Raw genomic sequence first — 19,722 nt, 5'->3', positions numbered from 1 at the left:
CTAGATTTCCGCTGTTCCCGGTCGATAGGGGAACCTTTCCCGAGCACCCGGGAATCTGCGGAACGGGGAAAGCCGGAGGTCCCGCCCTCCGCCGGGCGGCGGGGGACGGGACCTCGTGGATCGGTGGCGGGCCCGGTGGGACCCCGGTGGGACCCCGGTGGGTGCCGGGGGGGTGCCGGGCGGCCGGGGCTAGAAGCCCAGGGCCCAGCGGTTGAGGTTGCCGCCGGAGAAGGGTCCGGTGTCGGTGACCCGGAGCTTCCAGGTGCCGTTGGCGGTCTCCGAGGAGGCGTTGACGGCGTAGATCGCGTAGAGGGAGTCGTCGTAGTTGGAGACGTCCTCGGACTTGACCCGGTAGACGGTGCCGTCCGGGGCGATCAGTTCGAACCGCAGGTCGCCGGACCAGGTGTGCTTGGCGCTGAGGGTGACCTCCAGGTCGGAGGGCGCCTTGCCGGTCACTCCGGTGACCTTGATGGAGGAGGTGGCGACGTCACCGTCCAGGGAGTAGTCCGTCTCGTTGGCGAACAGCTTCCCGGCCGGCCGGATGGGCTTGCCGGCCGCGTAGAGCAGCCGGTTGGGGGACCCGGGGGCGGTGTCCATGATCGAGCCCTTGATGGAGCCGTCGACCAGTGCCTTGGCCACCTGGGCCGGAGTGGAGGTCCGGTGGGTGGAGAGGTAGAGGGCGGCGGCGCCGGCCACGTGCGGGCTGGCCATGGAGGTGCCGGAGAAGGTCTGCTCGGCGGTGTCGGAGGTGTGGCCCGCCGAGGTGATGTACCCGCCGGGGGCGAAGAGGTCGACGAGCTTGCCGTAGTTGGAGAAGTCCGAACGGCGGTCGGTCCGCTCGGTGGAGCCGACCGTGATGGCGCTGGGCTCGCGGGCCGGCGAGTGGGTGCTCGCGTCTTTGTTCTGGTTGCCGGCGGCGACCGCGTAGGTGATGCCCTTGGCGACCGAGTTGGCGACGGCCTTGTCGAGCACCGCGTCGGCCGAGCCGCCCAGGCTCATGTTGGCCACGGCCGGCTTGACGGCGTTCTTGGTCACCCAGTTGATGCCGGCCACCACCTGGGCGGTGGTGCCGGAGCCCTGGTTGTTCAGCACCCGCACGGCGACGATCTTGGCCTTCTTGGCGATGCCGTACTTGGACCCGGCGACGGTGCCGGCCACATGGGTGCCGTGGCCGTGGCCGTCCTGGGCGGTGTTGTCGTTGTCGATGGCGTCGTAGCCGTACCGGGCGCGGCCGCCGAAGTCCTTGTGGGAGATCCGCACCCCGGTGTCCAGGACGTAGACGGTGACGCCGGTGCCCGCGTGGGAGGGGTACTCCCAGCGGTTGTTGAGCGGGAGGCGCTCGCGGTCGACCCGGTCCAGACCCCAGGAGGGCGGGTTGGGCTGGGCGTCGTCGACCGACAGCACCCGGTTCTGGACCACGGCGGAGACGGCCGGGTCCTTGGCCAGCTTCCTGGCCTGCGCGGGCGAGGTCTCGATGGAGTACCCCTGGAGCGCCGCGTCGTAGACGTGGCCGAGCTTGCCCTGGTAGCGGGCGGCCAGCGCGCTGCCCGAGGCGAAGGCCGCCTTCTTGCCCGACTCCTTGAGCAGGACGATGTAGCTGCCGGGGACCGCGTTGGCGGCCCCTTCGTACTGGACGACGCCCTCGGCGTCCGCGGCGGTCGCCGGGGCCGAGAGAGCGCCGCCGACCGCGAGCGCGGTCGCGAGGACTAACGCGGCGGGGCCGCGGCGGGTCCGTATCCCGGCGAAGCCGGCGGACCCTGAAGACCTCGGAGAACTGGAGAACAACGTGGTTCACTCCCCCCTCATTCCGCCCGTGCCGGACGGCCCGGGCCGTACGGGGACGAGCCTGGCCCACGGTGCCCCCGGAGGGCAATAAGATCCGCGCCTCAAAGGATGTTTGACGAACCATCAGGTCGTTTGTCCCGGACCCTTGACTCTGCTCCCGGCAGTCGGGATTCTCGATCCACCCTCTTGCGCGGAGCATGACAACCAGGTGTCAGCCGGATGTCGCGCCACCCGCGCCTTCCGTCGACCCCGAGACGTGAGTGATGACCCAGACCCGACCCCCGCACCGCGCCCGCAGCCGGGTCCGCGGCCCTCGCGGTCCCCTCGCCGTGCTGTCGCTGATGCTCGCCGCGATGGCCATGCTGCTCGGCCCCGCGCCCGCCTCCGCCGCCGACCCCAACTGGTGGGACCCGGCCTCCCGGCCCGCCCCCGACTCCCAGATCAACGTCACCGGCGAACCCTTCAAGGGCACCAACGCCCAGGGAGAGGTGCGCGGGACCGTCGACGCGCACAACCACCTGATGTCCAACGAGGCCTTCGGCGGCCGGCTGATCTGCGGCCAGACCTTCTCCGAACAGGGCATCGCCGACGCCCTCAAGGACTGCCCCGAGCACTACCCCGACGGCTCCCTCGCCCTCTTCGACTTCATCACCAAGGGCGGCGACGGCAAGCACGACCCGAACGGCTGGCCCACCTTCAAGGACTGGCCCGCCCACGACTCCCTGACCCACCAGCAGAACTACTACGCCTGGGTGGAGCGGGCCTGGCGCGGCGGCCAGCGGGTCCTCGTCAACGACCTGGTCACCAACGGGGTCATCTGCTCGGTCTACTTCTTCAAGGACCGCGGCTGCGACGAGATGACCTCCATCCGCCTCCAGGCCAAGAAGTCCTACGACCTCCAGGCCTATGTGGACAAGATGTACGGCGGCCCCGGAAAGGGCTGGTTCCGGATCGTCACCGACAGCGCCCAGGCCCGCGAGGTCGTCGAACAGGGCAAGCTGGCCGTGGTCCTCGGAGTGGAGACCTCCGAGCCGTTCGGCTGCAAGATGATCCTGGACATCGCCCAGTGCGGCAAGGAGGACATCGACCGCGGCCTGGACGAACTCCACCGGCTCGGGGTGCGCAGCATGTTCCTCTGCCACAAGTTCGACAACGCCCTGTGCGGGGTGCGCTTCGACTCCGGCACCCTGGGCACCGCCATCAACGTGGGCCAGTTCCTGTCCACGGGCACCTTCTGGAAGACCGAGAAGTGCACGGGCCCGCAGCACGACAACCCGATCGGCCTGGCCGCCGCGCCGGGCGCCGAGCAGAAGCTCCCGGCCGGGGTCTCGGTGCCCTCGTACGCCGCGGACGCCCGGTGCAACGCCCGGGGGCTGACCGATCTCGGGGAGTACGCGGTCCGCGGGATGATGAAACGCAAGATGATGCTGGAGATCGACCACATGGGCGTCAAGGCCGCGGGCCGGGCGCTGGACATCCTGGAGTCGGCCTCCTACCCGGGCGTGATCTCCTCGCACAGCTGGATGGACATGGCGTGGAGCGAGCGGGTCTACGCGCTCGGCGGCTTCATCGCCCAGTACATGAACGGCTCCGAGGCGTTCAGCGCGGAGGCCGGGCGGACCGACGCCCTGCGCGACAAGTACGGCGTGGGCTACGGTTACGGCTCCGACATGAACGGGGTCGGCGGCTGGCCCGGCCCGCGCGGCGCGGACACCCCCAACCCGGTCCGGTATCCGTTCCGCAGCGCCGACGGCGGCTCGGTCATCGACAAGCAGACGACCGGAAGCCGGAGTTGGGACATCAACACCGACGGAGCCTCGCACAACGGGCTGATCCCCGACTGGATCGAGGACATCCGACAGGTGGGCGGCCAGGGCGTGGTCGACGACCTGATGCGGGGCGCCGAGTCCTACCTGGACACCTGGGGGGCCTCCGAAGGCCACCGGGCCGGGGTCAACCTGGCCTCGGGGGTGCCCGCTTCGGCCTCCACCACCGAATGGTGGAACCCCTTCACCAGCTACGCCCCCGGCCGCACCGTGGACGGGGACCGGGACACCCGCTGGGCCAGCGAATGGAGCGACGACCAGTGGCTCCAGCTCGACCTCGGGGCACCCAACCTGGTCAAGCGGGTCACCCTGGACTGGGAGCGGGCCTACGGCAGGGCCTACCGGATCGAGCTGTCCGCGGACGGCACCAACTGGCAGACCGCATGGTCCACCAGCAGCGGTGACGGCGGCCTGGACACCGTCCAGTTCGCCGGAACCCCGGCGCGCTACCTCCGTGTCCACGGAGTGCAGCGCGGCACCCAGTGGGGCTACTCACTGCACGAGGTCGGCGTGTACAGCAGCTGACGGGACGGCTCGGGCCGTCCATCGCACCGGGCCGGGGCCGGCCGGATCACTCCTGTGATCCGGCCGGCCCCGGCCGACTTCCGAAGGGAACCCGTATGACCCGCATGCCGCTGGCCGAACGGCGCCGGCAGCTGACCGAGGCGGCGATCCGCGCGATGACCCGGGACGGCGTGCCGCGCACGACCACCCGGTCGATAGCCGCCGAGGCGGGCGTCTCGCTGAGCGTCTTCCACTACTGCTTCGACTCCAAGGAAGCCCTCCTCGAATCGGTGATCACGGCGATCACCGAGCACTACACGGGCATGGTCCAGGACGCCGTCCGCCCGCGCGGCGCCCTGCGGGAGACCGTCCGGGACACCGTCAGGGCCGGGTTCCAGGCCTACTGGGACCATGTGTCCGAGCACCCCGGCGAGCACATGCTGACCTACGAGCTCACCCAGTACGCGCTGCGCACCCCCGGGTTCGGGCACCTGGCCCGCCGGCAGTACGAGATGTACTGCGAGATCTACCTGGCCCTGCTGGAGCAGCTGTGCGACGGCATGGGGCTGGAGCCGAGGATGCCGCTGCCGGTGCTCGCCCGCTACCTGGCCGCCCTCACCGACGGGCTCACCCTGAACTTCCTGGTGCTGGGGCAGGACCCGGCCGCCGTCTCCGGCATGCTCGACCTGATCGCCGACCAGGTGGACCGGCTGCTCGGCACGGAGGCCACGCGGGCGGCGGAACCGGTCGCCGGACCGGCCTGAAGCCGGATTTGTTGCCGCCGTGTGGCGGGTTCGTGGCAGTTGCCGGGGAAGGCCCCCGAGGACGGGCCCCCGGGGCCCCGCCCTCCCTACGATGCGCGCCATGGCCACCCACCCCGTTCCCGCCGCCCTGAGCGTCGCCGAGGCCCGTAGCCGCCTCGGCGGGCTGACCGTCGTCGACGTCCGTACGCCCGCGGAGTTCGCCTCCGGGCATCTGCCGGGCGCGGCCAACGTGCCCCTGGACCGGATCCGGCGCGCCCTGCCGGAGCTCCGGCGGGCGGCCGAACGCCGGCCGCTGCTGCTGGTGTGCGCCTCCGGGGCCCGCTCCGGGAACGCCGTCGCCGTCCTGGCCGGGCACGGCATCGCCGCGTCCGGCCTCGACGGCGGGCTCCGGGCCTGGTCGGAGGGCGGACATCCGCTTCCGCCCGCGGCGGCCCCCGGGACGAGGACGGTCTGGGCGATGGAGCGGCAGGTCCGGTTCACCGCCGGCCTGCTGGTGCTCCTCGGCCTGGCCCTCGGCCAGTTCCTCCACCCTGCGTTCGCGCTGCTGTCCGCCGGGATCGCGGGCGGGCTGGTGTTCTCCGCGCTGACCGGCACCTGCGGGATGGCGGTGGCCCTGGGGGCCCTGCCGTTCAACCGGCGGGGCCGGCGGGGCCGGGAGGAGCTCGCCACCGCGCTGGCGGTCCTGCGCGGCTGAACCGGCGGACCCCACCGGCCGCACCGGCCGCACCGGGGGCACCCGGCCGGCCCCGGTCCCGGCGGTGCGGTCCCGGCCGGCCCGGTCCGGGGTCAGGGCATCAGCTGGTACTCGGGGAAGTTGCCCGGCAGCCGTTCGCCGGCCGGGCCCTCGGTGACGGCGTGCACCAGCAGCTCCCCGCCGACGAACGCGCCCCGCCAGGAGGCCCCGAACCCGCCGAACAGCTCCTCCCGGTCCCCGCGCGAACGCGGCGCGCCGTGGCCGATCTTGAAGGCGCGGATCTGCGGGGCGAGCCGGGCGAAGGTGGCCTCGTCGTCGGTGGACAGGGTGGCGACCAGGGCCCCGCCGGAGGCGTTCATCGCGGCCAGCAGCTCGGCCTCGGTGTCCACCAGCACGATGGTGTCCACCGGCCCGAAGGGCTCCGCGTGGTAGAGCGGGGAGGAGGCGGGCGGGCTGAGCAGGGTCAGCGGGGCCAGATAGGCGGAGGTGTCCTGGCCGGGCAGGAACCGGGCCGGGTCCAGGCTGCCCCGGAACAGCGGCACGGCGCCCCGCTGCACCGCCTCGGCCGCGTGGTCGGCGAGCTCCTTGGCCTTCGCGGCGTTGATCAGCGGCCCGAAGTCCAGCTCGGGCAGCGGGTCCGCGGGGTCGGCGACGGCCAGCGGGTGCCCGGTGCGGATGCCCGCGACGGCCGGCAGGTAGGCGGCGAGGAAGGCGTCGAAGGCGCTGCGCTGGACCACGAAGCGGGGGTAGGCGGTGCAGCGCTGCTTGCCGTAGTCGAACAGCTTGGGGATCACCTTGGTGAGGGCCGCCCAGTCGGTGTGCTCCCACACCCCCCAGGTGTTGAGGCCCTCCTGCTCCAGGACGTGCCGCTTGCCGAGGTCGGTGACGGCGGTGGCGATCCGGGCGCCGGTGTCCCGGCCGCCGACGAAGGACACGCAGCCGATCTCCGGGGAGCGCACCAGGGCCTCGGAGAGTTCGGCCCCGCTGCCGCTGACCAGGGTGACCGGGATGCCCTCCCGGCGGATCAGGGCGCAGGCCAGGGTGAGGCAGGCCAGGCCGCCGTCGGTGGGGGTCTTGGCGATGACCCCGTTCCCGGCCAGCGCCTGCACCAGCATCGCGTGGACCAGGACGGACATCGGATAGTTCCAGCTGGCGATGTTGGAGACCGGTCCGGCGAGCGGGCCGCGGCCCTCGACCATGCGGTCGATGTGCTCCACGTACCAGCGGACCCCGTCCACCGCCCGGTCCACATCGGCCTGGGCCAGCCGCCAGGGCTTGCCGATCTCCCAGACCAGCAGCAGGGACAGCAGCTCGCGGTGCTCGTCGAGGGCGTCCAGGGCGGCGGTCACCCGGGCCTTGCGCTCGGCGAGCGGCACCTGGCGCCAGGCGCGGTGCTGGTCCAGCCCGGCCCGGACGGCCCGGCCGGCGGTGACGGAGTCCAGCCGGGGCGGGCCCGCGACGGGGCTGCCGTCCACCGGGCTGGTGGCGGGCAGGCTGCGGCCGCCGGACTGCCAGTCACCGCCCCAGAGGTTGAGGACGTGGTCCTCCCGGAAGGCCTCGGGGGCCACGGCCAGGGCCTGCTGCCAGGCGTCGGTCCATGCGGTTCCTGGCTTGAGCATGAGGGTGGGTGCCATCGGGTGGTTCTCCGCTCTGGGAGGGGCGCGGCCGGGATCGGGGCAAGCCGTCCGACCGTACAAACCCTCCGTACAGAACCGCTCGTGTCCCGAGGGTGCGGCGCGTCGGCGGACTCAGAGGGGGCGGGCGTATTCCATCCGGTGGGCGAAGTTCTGGTAGCCGGCGTGCAGGAAGGCCTTGGCCATGGCCTGGTTCGCGGCGTCGCAGTCCCCGCGGATCTCGGTGGCTCCGGCCGCGGCCAGCACCCGGGTGCCGCGGGCCACGGCCGAGGAGGCGTACCCCTTGCCCCGGTGCGCGGTGGCCACCCCGATGAAGCCGATCACGGGTCCGCCGGGGTTCTCGGCGGGCAGCACGATCACGGCCGGGGTGCCGTCGCGGTCGTATCCGAGCTCCCACCACGCGGGCCGGTGGGTCAGTTCGGCGGTTTCGGAGAAGAGGAGTTCGGCGGCCCGCCGGGGCCCGTGCTCCTTCACATCGGCGGCCAGCCGGGCGTCCGCGGTGTCGGTGAGGAGGTCCGCGAGGACCGCGAGGAACGGCTCGGGGCCCAGCTCGGCGAGGGAGCGGAAGGTGAGGCGGGGGTCCTCGGTGGGCAGCGGGGCGGCGGGGGCGGTGCCCGGGCCGGTGTGCGCGGCGGGCAGCCGGCGGACGAACCGGCGGCCGTCCCGGATCACCCGGAACCCGGAGCTGCGCAGCAGTTCGCCGCGGTGCTCGGGGTCGTACTGGAACTGCGGGGCCTGCGCGGGCGAGTCCACCACGTGCTCCTGCTCGGCCGCGCCGAGCTCCCGGGCCAGCGCGGCGGCGGCGTCCAGCAGGGCGGCCGCGGTGTCCGGCTCCCCCGCGGGGGACTCGAAGAGCACCAGGGCCATGGGGACCGGCTGCCCGGGTATGGTCCACAGCACCGCGCTGCCGGCCGGCCGGCCGCCGGCCCCCTCGGCGACCAGACACCACTCGGGGCGGGTACAGCCCGCTTCGAGCAGCCCCTCCAGATAGGCGCGGGCCGCGGTGTCCCGGGCGGGGTCCTCGGGGTGCTCGACCAGGGCGGGCAGCTCGGCCGGGCGGGCGGTGCGGATGAAGGTCACGGTGGTCCTCGTCGGTCCGGGGGCAGGGTCCCAGCACCCGCGAACCTAGTGACTCCCCCGGTCCCGTTCCCACCGATTATCCGGCGCCTTGTCAGGTGTGGGAGGGATCCGGGGGAGGCGGTCTAGCCTCGGCCCCGGGGCTTGCCCCGGCGGGGGGCGGCGGCGCCCTTGGCGCCCTTGGCCCCCTTGGTGCCGGCCTTGGCCCCGCCCTTCGGACCGCCGCCCTTGGCGCCCTTGGCTCCGCCGGCCGCCCCGCGCGGGTTCCCGGCGCCGGACCTGGCACCGGAGGCGGCGCGCTTCTGCTTGGGCTGGGGCGGGGTCGGGGTGCGGCCGCGGGTGCTGTTCACGGTGCGGCCGCGGACGATCCCGATGAACTCCTCGACCAGGTCGGTGGTCGCGTCCTGGGGCCAGGCGAGGGCCACCCGGGACTGCGGGGTGTCGGTGACGGTGCGGTAGGTGAGGTCCCGGCGGTGGTGCAGCCGGGCCAGCGACTGGGGCACGACCAGCACGCCGATGCCGGCCGCCACCAGCTCCACCGCGTCGGCGGTGGTCTCCGGGCGCTCGTACGCGGGCCGCCCCGGCGGGGTGTCCCAGCCGAGCGCGTCGTCGAGGGGGTGCAGCACGATCTCGTCGGCGAGGTCGGCGGCGGACACCTCCTCGACCGCCGCGAACAGGTGGTCCTTGGGGACCACCACCACGCTGGTCTCCTCGTAGAGGGGGATGGCGCTGAGGTCGTCCCCGTCCACCGGGAGGCGGACGAATCCGGCGTCGGCCTCCCGGCCGCGGAGCGTGCCGAAGGCCTCCGCGGCGGACACCTGGAGCAGGGTCAGCGGGATGTCGGGCAGCCGCTCGTTCCAGATCCGCACCCATTTGGCGGGGGTCACCCCCGGGACGTACGCGAGCCGGAAAGCGGGGGAGGTCTCGGAGCCTGTCACCACGCCAGGCTACCGGTCGTGGTCGGAGGTAGCGCACACGCTCGATACCCTGGACCCCATGACCTCGCACCAGACCTCCCAGACGATGAAGCCCGCGACCGCGGCGAAGAAGCTGGGTGTGTACCTCGAAGCCACCCCCGCAGAGTTCCAGGAGGGTGTGGTCTCGCGCGCCGAGCTCAACGCCCTGCAGACCGACCCGCCCCAGTGGCTGCAGGACCTGCGGCGCACCGGGCCGCACCCGCGGCCGGTGGTCGCCGCCAAGCTGGGCGTGTCCATCGCCGGTCTCGCCCGCGGCGGGGTGACCGAGGCGCTGACCACGGAGCAGATCGAGGCGCTGAAGCAGGAGCAGCCCGAGTGGCTGGTGAAGGAGCGGGCCACCCAGGCGGAGGTCCGCAAGGAGGCGGTCCGGATCAAGGAGCGCGACGCCGAGCGGCAGCAGAAGGCCGGCTCCTGAACGACCCCGCAAGACCCGCACGATCCTGATCGCACGCTCCCGGCGGCCCGTCCCGCCGGGAGCGTTCGTGCACCCGGGGGCGGTCCCCCGGGCGCCATGGAGCGTTCATCTGCCGGGCCGCCCGCGAACCCCAGCTGGACTTAGGTTAGCCTAAGCTAAATAATCGGGTCGGCCGGTGACGGCACATGAGCACCCGTCAGAGATTCCAGCGGCAGGAGATCCCGAAGATGGCCCTACGGGCAGCGGTGGCCGGAGCGAGCGGCTATGCCGGAGGGGAGATCCTGCGGCTGCTGGCCGCGCACCCCACCGTGGAGATCGGGGCCGTCACCGCGCACAGCAGCGCCGGTCAGACCCTCGGCGAGGTGCAGCCGCAGCTCGCCGGGCTCGCCGACCGGGTCCTGGAGCCGACCACCGCCGAGGTGCTGGCCGGACCGGGCCGCCGGCACGACGTGGTCTTCCTGGCGCTCCCGCACGGCCACTCCGCCGCCCTGGCCGGGCAGCTGCCGCCGGACACCCTGGTGCTGGACTGCGGCGCCGACTTCCGGCTCCGCGACCCCGCCGAGTGGCAGCGGTTCTACGGCTCCCCGCACGCCGGCACCTGGCCCTACGGCCTCCCCGAACTCATCGGCCAGCGCGAGGAGTTGAAGGGAGCCACCCGGATCGCGGTGCCCGGCTGCTACCCGACGGCCGCCACCCTGGCCCTGTTCCCGGCCTTCGCCGCCGAACTCCTCGAACCGGAGGCCGTCATCGTCGCGGCCAGCGGCACCTCGGGCGCCGGCCGGGCCCTGCGGCCGCATCTGCTGGCCGCCGAGGCCGGCGGCTCCATGAGCCCGTACGGCGTGGGCGGCGGACACCGCCACACGCCCGAGCTGGAACAGAACCTCTCCCTGGCGGCCCGCCGGCCGGTCACGGTGTCCTTCACCCCGACCCTGGCCCCGATGCCCCGCGGCATCCTCGCCACCTGCTCGGCCCGGCTGCGCCCCGAGGTGCTCCGGGGGCTGGGCCCGGACCCCACCGAGGCCGTACGGTCGGCCTACCGGGCCGCGTACGCCGACGAGCCCTTCGTCCGGCTGCTGCCGTCCGGCCGCTGGCCGTCCACCGGAGCCGTCCTCGGCTCCAACAACGCGCAGATCCAGCTGGCCGTCGACGAACACGCCGGCCGGCTGGTCGTGGTGAGCGCCATCGACAACCTGACCAAGGGCACCGCGGGTGGCGCGGTGCAGAGCATGAACCTCGCCCTGGGCCTCCCGGAGGGCCTGGGCCTGCCCACGAATGGAGTGGCCCCGTGACCGTGACCGCCGCACAGGGATTCCTCGCCAGCGGCGTGGCCGCCGGCATCAAGGAGTCCGGCGCGCCCGACCTCGCCCTGGTGGTGAACCGCGGCCCGTCCAGGGCGGCTGCCGGGGTGTTCACCTCCAACCGCGTCCAGGCCGCCCCCGTCCGCTGGTCCCGGCAGGCGCTGGCTGACGGCCGGCTCACCGCCGTGGTCCTCAACTCCGGCGGTGCCAACGCCTGTACGGGCCCCTCCGGGGCCGAGGACGCCCGCACCATGGCCGTACGGACGGCCGCCGCGATCGGCGAGCAGGACCCGGCCGCGATAGCCGTGTGCTCCACCGGCCTGATCGGGACCCACCTCCCCATGGACCGGGTCGCCGCGGGCATCGACACCGCCGCGGACGCCCTCGCCGAGGACGGCGGGGAGGCCGCCGCCGTCGCGATCAAGACCACCGACTCGGTCCACAAGACGGCCGTGGTGCACGGCGCCGGCTGGACCGTCGGCGGGATGGCCAAGGGAGCGGGCATGCTCGCCCCCGGTCTGGCCACCATGCTGGTGGTGCTCACCACCGACGCCGACGTGGACCCCGCGGGCCTGGACACGGCCCTGCGCTCGGCGGTCCGCGCCACCTTCGACCGGGTGGACTCCGACGGCTGCATGTCCACCAACGACACCGTGCTGCTGCTCTCCTCGGGCGCCTCCTCGGTCACCCCCGACCCCGGGGCCTTCATCGGCGCCGTGTACGCGGTCTGCCTGGACCTGGCCCGGCAACTGGTCGCGGACGCCGAGGGCGCCTCCAAGGAGATCGAGGTGGAGGTGGTGGGCGCCGCCTCGGAGGAGGACGCGGTCACCGTGGGCCGCTCGGTGGCCCGCAACAACCTCCTCAAGTGCGCGCTGCACGGCGAGGACGCCAACTGGGGGCGGGTGCTCTCCGCGATCGGCACCACCGACGCCGTGTTCGACCCGGACCGGCTCGACGTGGCCGTCAACGGGATCTGGGTGTGCCGGGACGGGGCGGCGGGCGAGTCCCGCGACAAGGTGGACCTGACCGGGCGCGCCGTCCGGATCACCGTCGACCTGCGGGCGGGAGACGCCGCCGCGACCATCTGGACCAACGACCTGACGGCCGAGTACGTCCACGAGAACAGCGCGTACAGCTCATGAGCGGCCCCGTGGTGGTGATCAAGTTCGGCGGGAACGCCATGGTCAACGAGGAGCTCAAGCGGGCCTTCGCCGAGGACGTGGTGGCGCTGCGCCGGGCCGGGCTGCGCCCGGTGGTGGTGCACGGCGGCGGGCCGCAGATCAGCGCGCTGCTGGACCGGCTGGACCTGGAGGTCCGGTTCGAGGCGGGCCTGCGGGTGACCACGCCCGAGGTGATGGACGTGGTCCGGATGGTGCTGGCCGGGCAGGTGCAGCGCGAGCTGGTCGGGCTGATCAACCGTCACGGCCCCTACGCGGTGGGCCTGACGGGCGAGGACGCGCACACCATGACGGCGGTCCGCCGGTCCGCCTGGGTGGACGGCCGGGCGGTGGACATCGGCCTGGTGGGCGAGGTGGTCGGGGTGGACACCGGCACCCTGCGCGCCCTGCTGGACCAGGAGCGGATCCCGGTGGTGTCCCCGGTCGCCCGGGGCGCCGACGGCCAGACCTACAACATCAACGCCGATCTGGCGGCCGCCGCGCTGGCGGAGGCGCTGGGGGCCGAGAAGCTGGTCATGCTCACCGATGTCGAGGGGCTGTACGCGAACTGGCCGCACAGCCCGGAGGTGATCCCCCGGCTGACGGCAGCCCAACTGGAGTCCATTCTGCCGGACTTGGCGAGCGGGATGCTGCCGAAGATGGAGGGCTGCCTGCGGGCGGTCCGGGCCGGCGTGGGCTCGGCCCAGGTGCTCGACGGCCGGGTGCCGCACGCGGTGCTGCGGGCCGTGGCCGACGGGGACAGCTCCGGCACCACCGTGGTGCCGGACCCGGTCACCATCCCCGCCGCCCTCGGGGAACTCCGGGAGTACGAAGGGATGGGCGCGGTATGAAGCTCGCCGAACGCTGGCGGGAGTCCCTGATGGACACCTACGGCACTCCCCCGCTGGCGCTGGTGCGCGGCGAGGGCAGCACGGTCTGGGACGAGTCCGGGCGCGCCTACACCGACTTCACCGCCGGGATCGCGGTGAACACCCTGGGCCACGCGCATCCGGCGGTGGTCTCGGCGGTCGCCGCACAGGTGGCCCGGCTGGGACATGTGTCCAACCTGTACGTGGCCGAGCCCCCGGTCGCTCTGGCCGAGCGGCTGCTGGAGCTGGCCGGGCGGCCCGGCCGGGTGTTCTTCGCGAACTCCGGTACGGAGGCGGCCGAGGCGGCGTTCAAGATCGCCCGGCGGACCGGCCGGAACCGGATGGTCGCCGCCGAGGGCGGGTTCCACGGCCGCACCATGGGGGCGCTGGCGCTCACCGGGCAGCCGGCCAAGCGGGAGCCGTTCCTGCCGCTGCCGGGCGAGGTGACCCATGTGCCCTTCGGGGACGCGGCCGCGCTGCGGGCCGCGGTCACCGAGGAGACGGCGGCGGTGTTCCTGGAGCCGGTGCAGGGCGAGGCCGGGGTGGTGCCGGCGCCCGAGGGGTATCTGAGGGCCGCCCGGGAGATCACCCGGGCCACCGGGACCCTGCTGGTGCTGGACGAGGTGCAGACGGGCATCGGGCGGACCGGGCACTGGTTCGCCCACCAGGAAACGGAGGGCATCGATCCGGATGTTGTGACGCTGGCCAAGGGGCTCGGCGGCGGACTCCCGATCGGCGCGGTCCTCGCCTTCGGCGACGCCGCCGCCCTGCTGACCCCGGGTCAGCACGGTTCCACCTTCGGCGGGAACCCGGTGTCCTGCGCGGCCGGACTGGCCGTGCTGGACGCCATCGCCGCGGAGGGGCTGCTGGAACGGGTCCGCACGCTGGGCGCCCGGCTGCGGGACGGGATCACCGCACTCGGCCACCCCCTGGTGGCCGGGGTGCGCGGGGCCGGGCTGCTGCTCGGAGTGGTGCTGGCCGAGCCGCTGGCCGCGCAGGTCCAACGGGCCGCGCAGGACGCCGGGTTCCTGGTCATCGCGACCGGCCCGGGGATCATCCGGCTGGCTCCCCCGCTCACCCTGGGCAGCGACCGGGCGGAGGCCCTGATCGACGCCCTGCCGGGCATCCTGGACTCCGCCGGGGCCTCCTGAGCCACGGGACGGAACGCGCAGAGGGCCCGGAAGTCGACGACTTCCGGGCCCTTCCTCACGTTCCGCTCCCGGTCCGTCAGGCGCGCAGCCGCCGGGCCAGCACCTTGGCCCCGCGCCGCGGGTCCAGGGTGGCCGCCCAGGCCGGCGGGGCCAGCGCCGGATCGGCGGGGGTGAACCCGTAGCGCAGGAACAGCGCCCCGCTGCCGGTGGTGGCGGTGTGCAGACCGGTCAGGGCCAGGGCGTTGGCCCGGGTCAGGGCCGCCCGCAGGAGCAGTGCGCCGACTCCCTGGCCCTGCATCCGGCCGGTGACGCAGAAGTTGTAGAGCACCCCGGTTGTCCTGTCGGGCGGGACGCCGGGAATGCCGTCCGCCGAGTGGACCTGGAGGCCCAGGCAGCCGTCCAGGGTGCCGTCGGCCGCCTCCCAGACGACGAAGTCGGTGGCGTGGGCGGCGTAGACCTCGGTGGGGCGTTCCCGCAGCGCACCGGCCCGGGCGAACGGCCGGGACAGGGCGGCGAGCGCCTCGGCGTCCTCGGCGCGGGCGGAGCGCACGAGCAGCTCGGACGGCCGGGGCGCGGGGAGCAGTGGCATGCCGAGGCGACGCCGGGTGGCCGTGATCACGGGGGTTTCCTTCCTGCTGCCGGGTGGGGGCTGAAGCTGAAGCGGGGGTGGGGATCGTAACTACGAACAGGGGCGGCCCGGGTAGGCCCGGCCCTCCGGGAGGCCCGCCGCGCGCATCCGGTGCAGGACCTCGCGCAGGGTCGGCTCGTCGTCGATGTACACGGGGCAGTTGAGTTCGGTGTCGAAGACCATGGTGCCCTCGGCCGCGTTCCACACCACCCAGCGGGGTTCCGGGGCGGCGGGCCCGGCGTACATCTCGCTGTACACGTCCGCGGTCAGGCTCATTCCGGTGAACTCCCGTTCCCGACGGCGCTGTCGATGCCGTTCACATAGGTCCGCACCACGTCGATGTCGCCGATCCTGGAGGGGTCCACCCGGTAGGGGCTGTCGCCGAGGACCACCAGGTCGGCCCGCTTGCCGGCGGTGAGGGTGCCGGCGCTGTCCTCCCAGTGGCAGGCGTGGGCGCCGGCCACGGTGTGGGCGCGCAGCGCCTGGTCCACGGTGATGCCCTCGTCGGGGCCGATCCGCTGGCCGGTCACCGAGGTGCGTTCCACCATGAACTGGATGGCGCGCAGCGGGGCGCCGTCGGTGACGGGGCGGTCGGAGCTGCCGACCAGGGTGACCCCGTGGTCGAGGAAGCCGCTGCCGCGGTACATCCAGCCGGCCCGGTCGGGGCCCATCACGGCGGCGTAGTCGTCGCCGAAGTAGCGCAGGAAGTTGGGCTGGACCACGGCGCTGACGCCGAGGGCGGCGAACCGGGCGAGCTGGTCGGGGCGGACCAGTCCGGCGTGCTCGATCCGGTGCCGGGCGGCGGGCCGGGGCCGGGTGCGCTGGGCGCGTTCGATGGAGTCCAGGGCGAGGTCCACGGCGCGGTCGCCGATGGCGTGCACGGCGAGCTGCCAGCCGGCCAGGTGGCCGGCCACGATGGTGTCCGCGATGACGTCCGGATCGTCCTGGAATTCCCCGCTGTGTTCCATGCCGTGGTACGGGCGGGTGAGGGCGGCGGTGCGGGCCATCATGCCGCCGTCGGTGTAGACCTTGAGGGCGCCCAGGGACAGCCAGTCGTCGCCGAAGCCGGTGCGCAGCCCGAGGTCCAGGCTGCGCGGGATGCCGTCCTCGGCATGGGCGGCGACCGGGTGGAGGGTGTCGGCGGCGGCCATCAGCTGGACCCGCAGCGGCAGCCGTCCCCGGTCGCGCAGGAGCTGGTAGGCGCCGAGTTCGACGGGGCTGTGGCCGAGCAGTCCGCCGCCGATGCCGGCCTCGGCGGCGGCGGTGATGCCCTCGGCCAGGCATGCGCGGCCGGCGCGTTCGATGGCGTCGGCGAGTTCCTCCTGGGAGTAGGGCAGCCGCAGTCGGCGGGCGGCGGTCATGGCGCTCTCGGCGAGGAAGCCCTGCCCGGCGGCGGCCTCGGCGGGCAGCAGGTCCAGGACGGCGCTGTTGACCACGCAGGCGTGTCCGGAGTCGTGCATCATGAAGATCTTGCGGCCGTCGCTGACCTTGTCGAGCTCGGCGGCGGTCAGGTGGCGGCCCAGGGCCCGCTGGTCGTATCCGGCGATGTCCACCCAGGAGCCCTCGGGCTTCCGGGCGACCGCGTCGGCGACCACGGCGAGGACGTCCTCGGCCCGGGTGCAGGGGGCGACGCTGGGGGTGGCGGCCTTGAGTCCGGCCCAGGACAGGTGCACATGGCTGTCGATGAACCCGGGCAGCACGGTGGCGCCCTGGAGGTCGACCACCTCGCGGGCCGGCAGCCCGGTCACGGCCGCGTCGAGGCCGACGATCCGGCCCCGCCAGATGCCCAGGTCGTGGGCGACGGGGTGGTCGGGGTCCATCGTGAGGATGTGCGCGTTCGTCAACCGCGTGTCGAGCATGGGCAGTCGGTCCTCAGGAGGTCGGTACCGCGCCGGCCGGCTCGGCCTTGCGGGTACGGGCGGCGGGCACCATCATCGGGGTTCCGGTCTCGGGGTCGGCGATGATCCGGCAGGGCAGTCCGAAGACGTCCTCGATCAGCTCGGCGGTCATCACCTCCGCCGGGGCGCCCTCGGCGGCGACGAGCCCGCCGGGCTTGAGGACGATCAGGTGACTGGCGTAGCGGGCCGCCTGGTTGAGGTCGTGGAGCACCGCGACGATGGTGTGGCCCTTGTGCTCGTGGAGGTCGGCGCAGAGGTTCAGGACCTCGACCTGGTGGGCGATGTCCAGGTAGGTGGTGGGCTCGTCGAGCAGCAGGATGGAGGTCTGCTGGGCCAGCACCATGGACAGCCAGACGCGCTGGCGCTGGCCGCCGGAGAGGTCGTCCACCGGCCGGTCGGCGAGTTCCAGGACACCGGTCTGGGCCATCGCCTCGATCACGGCGGCCTCGTCCTCGGCGGACCACTGCTTGAGCATCTTCTGGTGCGGGTAGCGGCCGCGGGCGACCAGGTCCCCGACGGTGATCCCGCCCGGGGCGGTGGAGGACTGCGGGAGCAGTCCGAGCCGGCGGGCGACCTCGCGGGACTTGTACGAGGAGATGGCGGCGCCGTCCAGGTACACCTGCCCGTGCCGCGGCTTGAGCATCCGGGCGAGCGCCTTGAGCAGGGTGGACTTGCCGCAGGCGTTGGGGCCGATGATGACCGTGAAGGAGTGGTCGGGGATGACCACGCCGAGGTCGGTGGCCACGGTCCGCTGGTCGTAGCAGAGGGTGAGGCCCTCGGCCCTCAGCCGGGCCTCGGGGATGCTCTTTCCTGTCATGCTCGGCTCTTTCGCGACTCGGTGACCAGCAGCCAGATGAGGTAGAGCCCGCCGATGGTGCCGGTGGCGGTGCCCACCGGCATCAGGGTGGGTGCGAAGACGCGCTGGACGGCGACGTCGCTCACGGTCAGCAGGGCGGCGCCCATCAGGGCGGCCGGGAGGAGGCCGGGCCCTGTCGACCGGGTGAGCCGGCGGGCCAGTTGGGGGGCGGCCAGGGCGATGAAGGAGATCGGGCCGGTGACGGCGGTGCCGAAGGCGGCCAGGGAGACGCCGACGAACAGCAGGGCCACCCGGCTGCGGCGGACGTCCACGCCCAGGGCGATGGCCGTGTCGTCGCCCATCTCCACCATGTTCAGCCGGGGGGCCAGCCAGAAGGCGAGCGGCAGCAGCAGCAGACAGGGCAGCAGGACCGCGTTGGCGTGGTCCCAGGTGCGGTTGCCGAGGCTGCCGATCAGCCAGGACTGGGCTTCCAGCGCCTCCTGCCAGGAGGCCTTGGTGATCAGGTAGGCGTTGACGGCCAGCAGCAGGGCGCTGACGCCGATGCCCATGACCACGAGCCGGAAGCCCTGCACCCCGCCGCTGTACACCAGCAGGTAGACCAGCACCGCGGTGCCGAGGCCGCCGATCAGCGCGCCGGCGACGATCTGGGCCATGCTGCCGTTGAGGACCACGATGGCGACCAGGGCGCCGGTGGCGGAGCCGTTGGTGAAGCCGATGATGTCGGGGCTGCCGAGGGCGTTGCGGGTGAGGCTCTGCAGGATGGCGCCGCTGACGCCGAGGGCGGCGCCCACGCACAGGGCGGTCACCAGGCGGGGCATCCGCAGGGTGTTGACGATGAAGTCGGCCGCGCCGTCGCCGTTCCCGGTCAGGGCGCCCACCACCTCGCCGACGGAGAGCGGGAAGTCCCCGGTGGTCAGGGTGTAGCCCATGGTGAGGACCAGGACGGCCAGCAGGGCGAGGGTGACCGCGATCGTGCGGCCCTGGATCCGGACGGACCAGCCGCCGCGGCGGGCCCGCAGCACGGTGCCGCTGACCACCCGGGGCGGGGCGGCGGGAGTCCCCCGGCGGGTCGGGGCGTTCACAGCATGACCAGCTTTCGGCGGCGGCACAGGAGGAGGAAGACGGGGGCTCCGACGAAGGAGGTGACGATGCCGACCTGGACCTCGCCGGGGGCGCCGAGCACCCGGCCCAGGACGTCGGAGCCGACCAGCAGGACGGGGGCGAGGAGCATCGAGTACGCCATCACCCAGCGCTGGTCGGGGCCGACCACGAAGCGGGCGGCGTGCGGGACCACCAGTCCGACGAAGGCGATGGGTCCGGCGGCGGCGGTGGCGGCCCCGCAGAGCAGCATCACGGCGATGACGCCGAAGGCCCTGGTGCGGCCGACGTTGACGCCGAGTGCCCGGCCCATCTGGTCGCCCATGGCCATGGCGTTGAGCGAGGGTGCCAGGGCGAGCGCCACCAGGGCTCCGGCCAGCACGAACGGGGTGATCACCTGGACCACGTCCATATGGCGGCCGGCGAGCGCGCCCACGGTCCAGAACCGGAACTTGTTGAACGCCTGCGGGTCCAGCAGGAGGACGGCCGTGTTGAAGGCGAAGAGTACGGCGGTGACGGCGGCTCCGGCGACCACCAGCCGGTCGGGGGTGATCAGGGAGCGGCCGGAGGCGCCCAGCAGGTAGACCGCCACCGAGGCGGCGGCCGCACCGGCGAAGGCGAACCAGAGGTAGCCGATGGCGGAGGCCACGCCCAGGTAGGCGATGGCGATGACCACGCCGGTGGAGGCGCCGAGGCTGACGCCCAGGAGTCCGGGGTCGGCGAGCGGATTGCGGGTCAGGGACTGCATCAGGGCCCCGGACAGGCCGAGCGCGATGCCGACCACGATGCCCAGGAGGGTGCGCGGGATGCGGTATTCGTGGATGATGACCGCGGTCTGCGAGCCGTCGGGGTGCCAGAGCACGTCCCAGGTGGACGTGAACGGGATGTCCCGGCTGCCGTACCAGAGGCTGAGCAGGGAGACCAGGACCAGGGCCGCGAGGGCGGCCGCGAGTCCGGTGGTGCGCAGCGCCGCGGAGGCGGCCCGGCGGGCCGCCGGGGCGGGAGGGGTGGCCGCGGGGGGTTCGCCGGTACCGCTCCCGATCGCCGGCTCGGCCTCGATCGACAACTGCGCACTCCCCCCGTGACCATTAACTTAGGTGAGGCTAACCGAAGGGGCCCGCAGGGTCAAC

Annotated in this window: 18 protein-coding genes; 8 read left to right on the top strand and 10 right to left on the bottom strand. The window is 73.5% G+C overall.

Going from position 1 to position 19,722, the window contains the following annotated elements; genetic code table 11:
- Positions 1-189 precede the first annotated feature (189 nt).
- Positions 190-1,785 (bottom strand): S8 family serine peptidase, encoded by a 1,596-nt coding sequence (locus ACZ50K_RS04865; RefSeq protein WP_468897544.1) that lies wholly within the window; start codon positions 1,783-1,785, stop codon positions 190-192.
- 263 nt (positions 1,786-2,048) lie between these two features.
- Between ACZ50K_RS04865 and ACZ50K_RS04860 the strand changes: the two genes are divergently transcribed.
- From ACZ50K_RS04860 to ACZ50K_RS04850, 3 genes are all read left to right on the top strand, one after another.
- Positions 2,049-4,136: a galactose-binding domain-containing protein gene (locus ACZ50K_RS04860; protein WP_468897542.1), complete on the top strand. Its 2,088-nt coding sequence runs from the start codon at positions 2,049-2,051 to the stop codon at positions 4,134-4,136.
- Between the two features lie 95 nt (positions 4,137-4,231).
- Positions 4,232-4,879, top strand: a complete 648-nt coding sequence (locus ACZ50K_RS04855; protein ID WP_468897540.1) for a TetR/AcrR family transcriptional regulator — start codon at positions 4,232-4,234, stop codon at positions 4,877-4,879.
- A 100-nt stretch (positions 4,880-4,979) separates the two neighbouring features.
- Positions 4,980-5,573: a rhodanese-like domain-containing protein gene (locus ACZ50K_RS04850; RefSeq protein ID WP_468897536.1), complete on the top strand. Its 594-nt coding sequence runs from the start codon at positions 4,980-4,982 to the stop codon at positions 5,571-5,573.
- Positions 5,574-5,665: 92 nt separating this feature from the next.
- Here ACZ50K_RS04850 and ACZ50K_RS04845 read toward each other — a convergent pair whose 3' ends face one another.
- From ACZ50K_RS04845 to ACZ50K_RS04835, 3 genes are all read right to left on the bottom strand, one after another.
- Positions 5,666-7,207, bottom strand: a complete 1,542-nt coding sequence (locus ACZ50K_RS04845; protein WP_468897534.1) for an aldehyde dehydrogenase family protein — start codon at positions 7,205-7,207, stop codon at positions 5,666-5,668.
- 114 nt (positions 7,208-7,321) lie between these two features.
- Entirely contained in the window at positions 7,322-8,287 is a 966-nt protein-coding gene (locus ACZ50K_RS04840; protein WP_468897531.1) for a GNAT family N-acetyltransferase, read from the bottom strand.
- Positions 8,288-8,409: 122 nt separating this feature from the next.
- Entirely contained in the window at positions 8,410-9,222 is an 813-nt protein-coding gene (locus ACZ50K_RS04835) for a LysR family substrate-binding domain-containing protein (RefSeq protein ID WP_468897528.1), read from the bottom strand.
- A gap of 58 nt (positions 9,223-9,280) precedes the next feature.
- Between ACZ50K_RS04835 and ACZ50K_RS04830 the strand changes: the two genes are divergently transcribed.
- From ACZ50K_RS04830 to ACZ50K_RS04810, 5 genes are all read left to right on the top strand, one after another.
- Positions 9,281-9,676 (top strand): DUF5997 family protein, encoded by a 396-nt coding sequence (locus tag ACZ50K_RS04830; RefSeq protein WP_468897526.1) that lies wholly within the window; start codon positions 9,281-9,283, stop codon positions 9,674-9,676.
- Between the two features lie 227 nt (positions 9,677-9,903).
- Entirely contained in the window at positions 9,904-10,965 is a 1,062-nt protein-coding gene (gene argC, locus ACZ50K_RS04825) for an N-acetyl-gamma-glutamyl-phosphate reductase (RefSeq protein WP_468898457.1), read from the top strand.
- The gene (argJ, locus tag ACZ50K_RS04820) at positions 10,962-12,116 is read left to right on the top strand and encodes a bifunctional glutamate N-acetyltransferase/amino-acid acetyltransferase ArgJ (RefSeq protein ID WP_468897523.1); all 1,155 of its coding nucleotides are present in this window, start codon (positions 10,962-10,964) and stop codon (positions 12,114-12,116) included. The genes argC and argJ overlap by 4 nt, the downstream gene beginning before the upstream one ends.
- The gene (argB, locus tag ACZ50K_RS04815) at positions 12,113-12,982 is read left to right on the top strand and encodes an acetylglutamate kinase (RefSeq protein ID WP_468897521.1); all 870 of its coding nucleotides are present in this window, start codon (positions 12,113-12,115) and stop codon (positions 12,980-12,982) included. Before argJ ends, argB begins: the two co-directional genes overlap by 4 nt.
- A complete protein-coding gene (locus ACZ50K_RS04810) occupies positions 12,979-14,151 on the top strand; it encodes an acetylornithine transaminase (protein WP_468897519.1) in 1,173 nt (390 codons plus the stop codon). Before argB ends, ACZ50K_RS04810 begins: the two co-directional genes overlap by 4 nt.
- A gap of 76 nt (positions 14,152-14,227) precedes the next feature.
- On the opposite strand, the gene ACZ50K_RS04805 is transcribed toward ACZ50K_RS04810, so the two are convergent.
- From ACZ50K_RS04805 to ACZ50K_RS04780, 6 genes are all read right to left on the bottom strand, one after another.
- Positions 14,228-14,740, bottom strand: coding sequence for a GNAT family N-acetyltransferase (locus ACZ50K_RS04805; RefSeq protein ID WP_468898454.1), 513 nt, complete (start codon positions 14,738-14,740; stop codon positions 14,228-14,230).
- Between the two features lie 90 nt (positions 14,741-14,830).
- Entirely contained in the window at positions 14,831-15,055 is a 225-nt protein-coding gene (locus tag ACZ50K_RS04800) for a hypothetical protein (protein ID WP_468897516.1), read from the bottom strand.
- Positions 15,052-16,638, bottom strand: a complete 1,587-nt coding sequence (locus ACZ50K_RS04795; protein ID WP_468897514.1) for an amidohydrolase — start codon at positions 16,636-16,638, stop codon at positions 15,052-15,054. The genes ACZ50K_RS04800 and ACZ50K_RS04795 overlap by 4 nt, the downstream gene beginning before the upstream one ends.
- Before the next feature lie 13 nt (positions 16,639-16,651).
- A complete protein-coding gene (locus ACZ50K_RS04790) occupies positions 16,652-17,494 on the bottom strand; it encodes an ABC transporter ATP-binding protein (protein WP_468897512.1) in 843 nt (280 codons plus the stop codon).
- The gene (locus ACZ50K_RS04785) at positions 17,491-18,576 is read right to left on the bottom strand and encodes a FecCD family ABC transporter permease (RefSeq protein WP_468897510.1); all 1,086 of its coding nucleotides are present in this window, start codon (positions 18,574-18,576) and stop codon (positions 17,491-17,493) included. The genes ACZ50K_RS04790 and ACZ50K_RS04785 overlap by 4 nt, the downstream gene beginning before the upstream one ends.
- The gene (locus ACZ50K_RS04780) at positions 18,573-19,652 is read right to left on the bottom strand and encodes a FecCD family ABC transporter permease (protein ID WP_468898452.1); all 1,080 of its coding nucleotides are present in this window, start codon (positions 19,650-19,652) and stop codon (positions 18,573-18,575) included. The genes ACZ50K_RS04785 and ACZ50K_RS04780 overlap by 4 nt, the downstream gene beginning before the upstream one ends.
- Between the last annotated feature and the right edge of the window lie 70 nt (positions 19,653-19,722).

The organism is Streptomyces sp. NPDC033845 (assembly GCF_055576225.1).
The sequence above is the reverse complement of the archived record's forward strand: the minus strand, read 5'-3'. Positions and strand labels throughout refer to the sequence as shown.

What these genes read in the sequence shown, in the direction of transcription:
- ACZ50K_RS04860 (WP_468897542.1), top strand. Translation starts at nt 2,049, where the DNA reads ATGACCCAGACCCGACCCCCGCACCGCGCCCGCAGCCGGGTCCGCGGC.
- ACZ50K_RS04855 (WP_468897540.1), top strand. Translation starts at nt 4,232, where the DNA reads ATGACCCGCATGCCGCTGGCCGAACGGCGCCGGCAGCTGACCGAGGCG.
- ACZ50K_RS04850 (WP_468897536.1), top strand. Translation starts at nt 4,980, where the DNA reads ATGGCCACCCACCCCGTTCCCGCCGCCCTGAGCGTCGCCGAGGCCCGT.
- ACZ50K_RS04845 (WP_468897534.1), bottom strand. Translation starts at nt 7,207, where the DNA reads ATGGCACCCACCCTCATGCTCAAGCCAGGAACCGCATGGACCGACGCC.
- ACZ50K_RS04830 (WP_468897526.1), top strand. Translation starts at nt 9,281, where the DNA reads ATGACCTCGCACCAGACCTCCCAGACGATGAAGCCCGCGACCGCGGCG.
- argC (WP_468898457.1), top strand. Translation starts at nt 9,904, where the DNA reads ATGGCCCTACGGGCAGCGGTGGCCGGAGCGAGCGGCTATGCCGGAGGG.
- argB (WP_468897521.1), top strand. Translation starts at nt 12,113, where the DNA reads ATGAGCGGCCCCGTGGTGGTGATCAAGTTCGGCGGGAACGCCATGGTC.
- ACZ50K_RS04810 (WP_468897519.1), top strand. Translation starts at nt 12,979, where the DNA reads ATGAAGCTCGCCGAACGCTGGCGGGAGTCCCTGATGGACACCTACGGC.
- ACZ50K_RS04805 (WP_468898454.1), bottom strand. Translation starts at nt 14,740, where the DNA reads ATGCCACTGCTCCCCGCGCCCCGGCCGTCCGAGCTGCTCGTGCGCTCC.
- ACZ50K_RS04800 (WP_468897516.1), bottom strand. Translation starts at nt 15,055, where the DNA reads ATGAGCCTGACCGCGGACGTGTACAGCGAGATGTACGCCGGGCCCGCC.
- ACZ50K_RS04795 (WP_468897514.1), bottom strand. Translation starts at nt 16,638, where the DNA reads ATGCTCGACACGCGGTTGACGAACGCGCACATCCTCACGATGGACCCC.
- ACZ50K_RS04790 (WP_468897512.1), bottom strand. Translation starts at nt 17,494, where the DNA reads ATGACAGGAAAGAGCATCCCCGAGGCCCGGCTGAGGGCCGAGGGCCTC.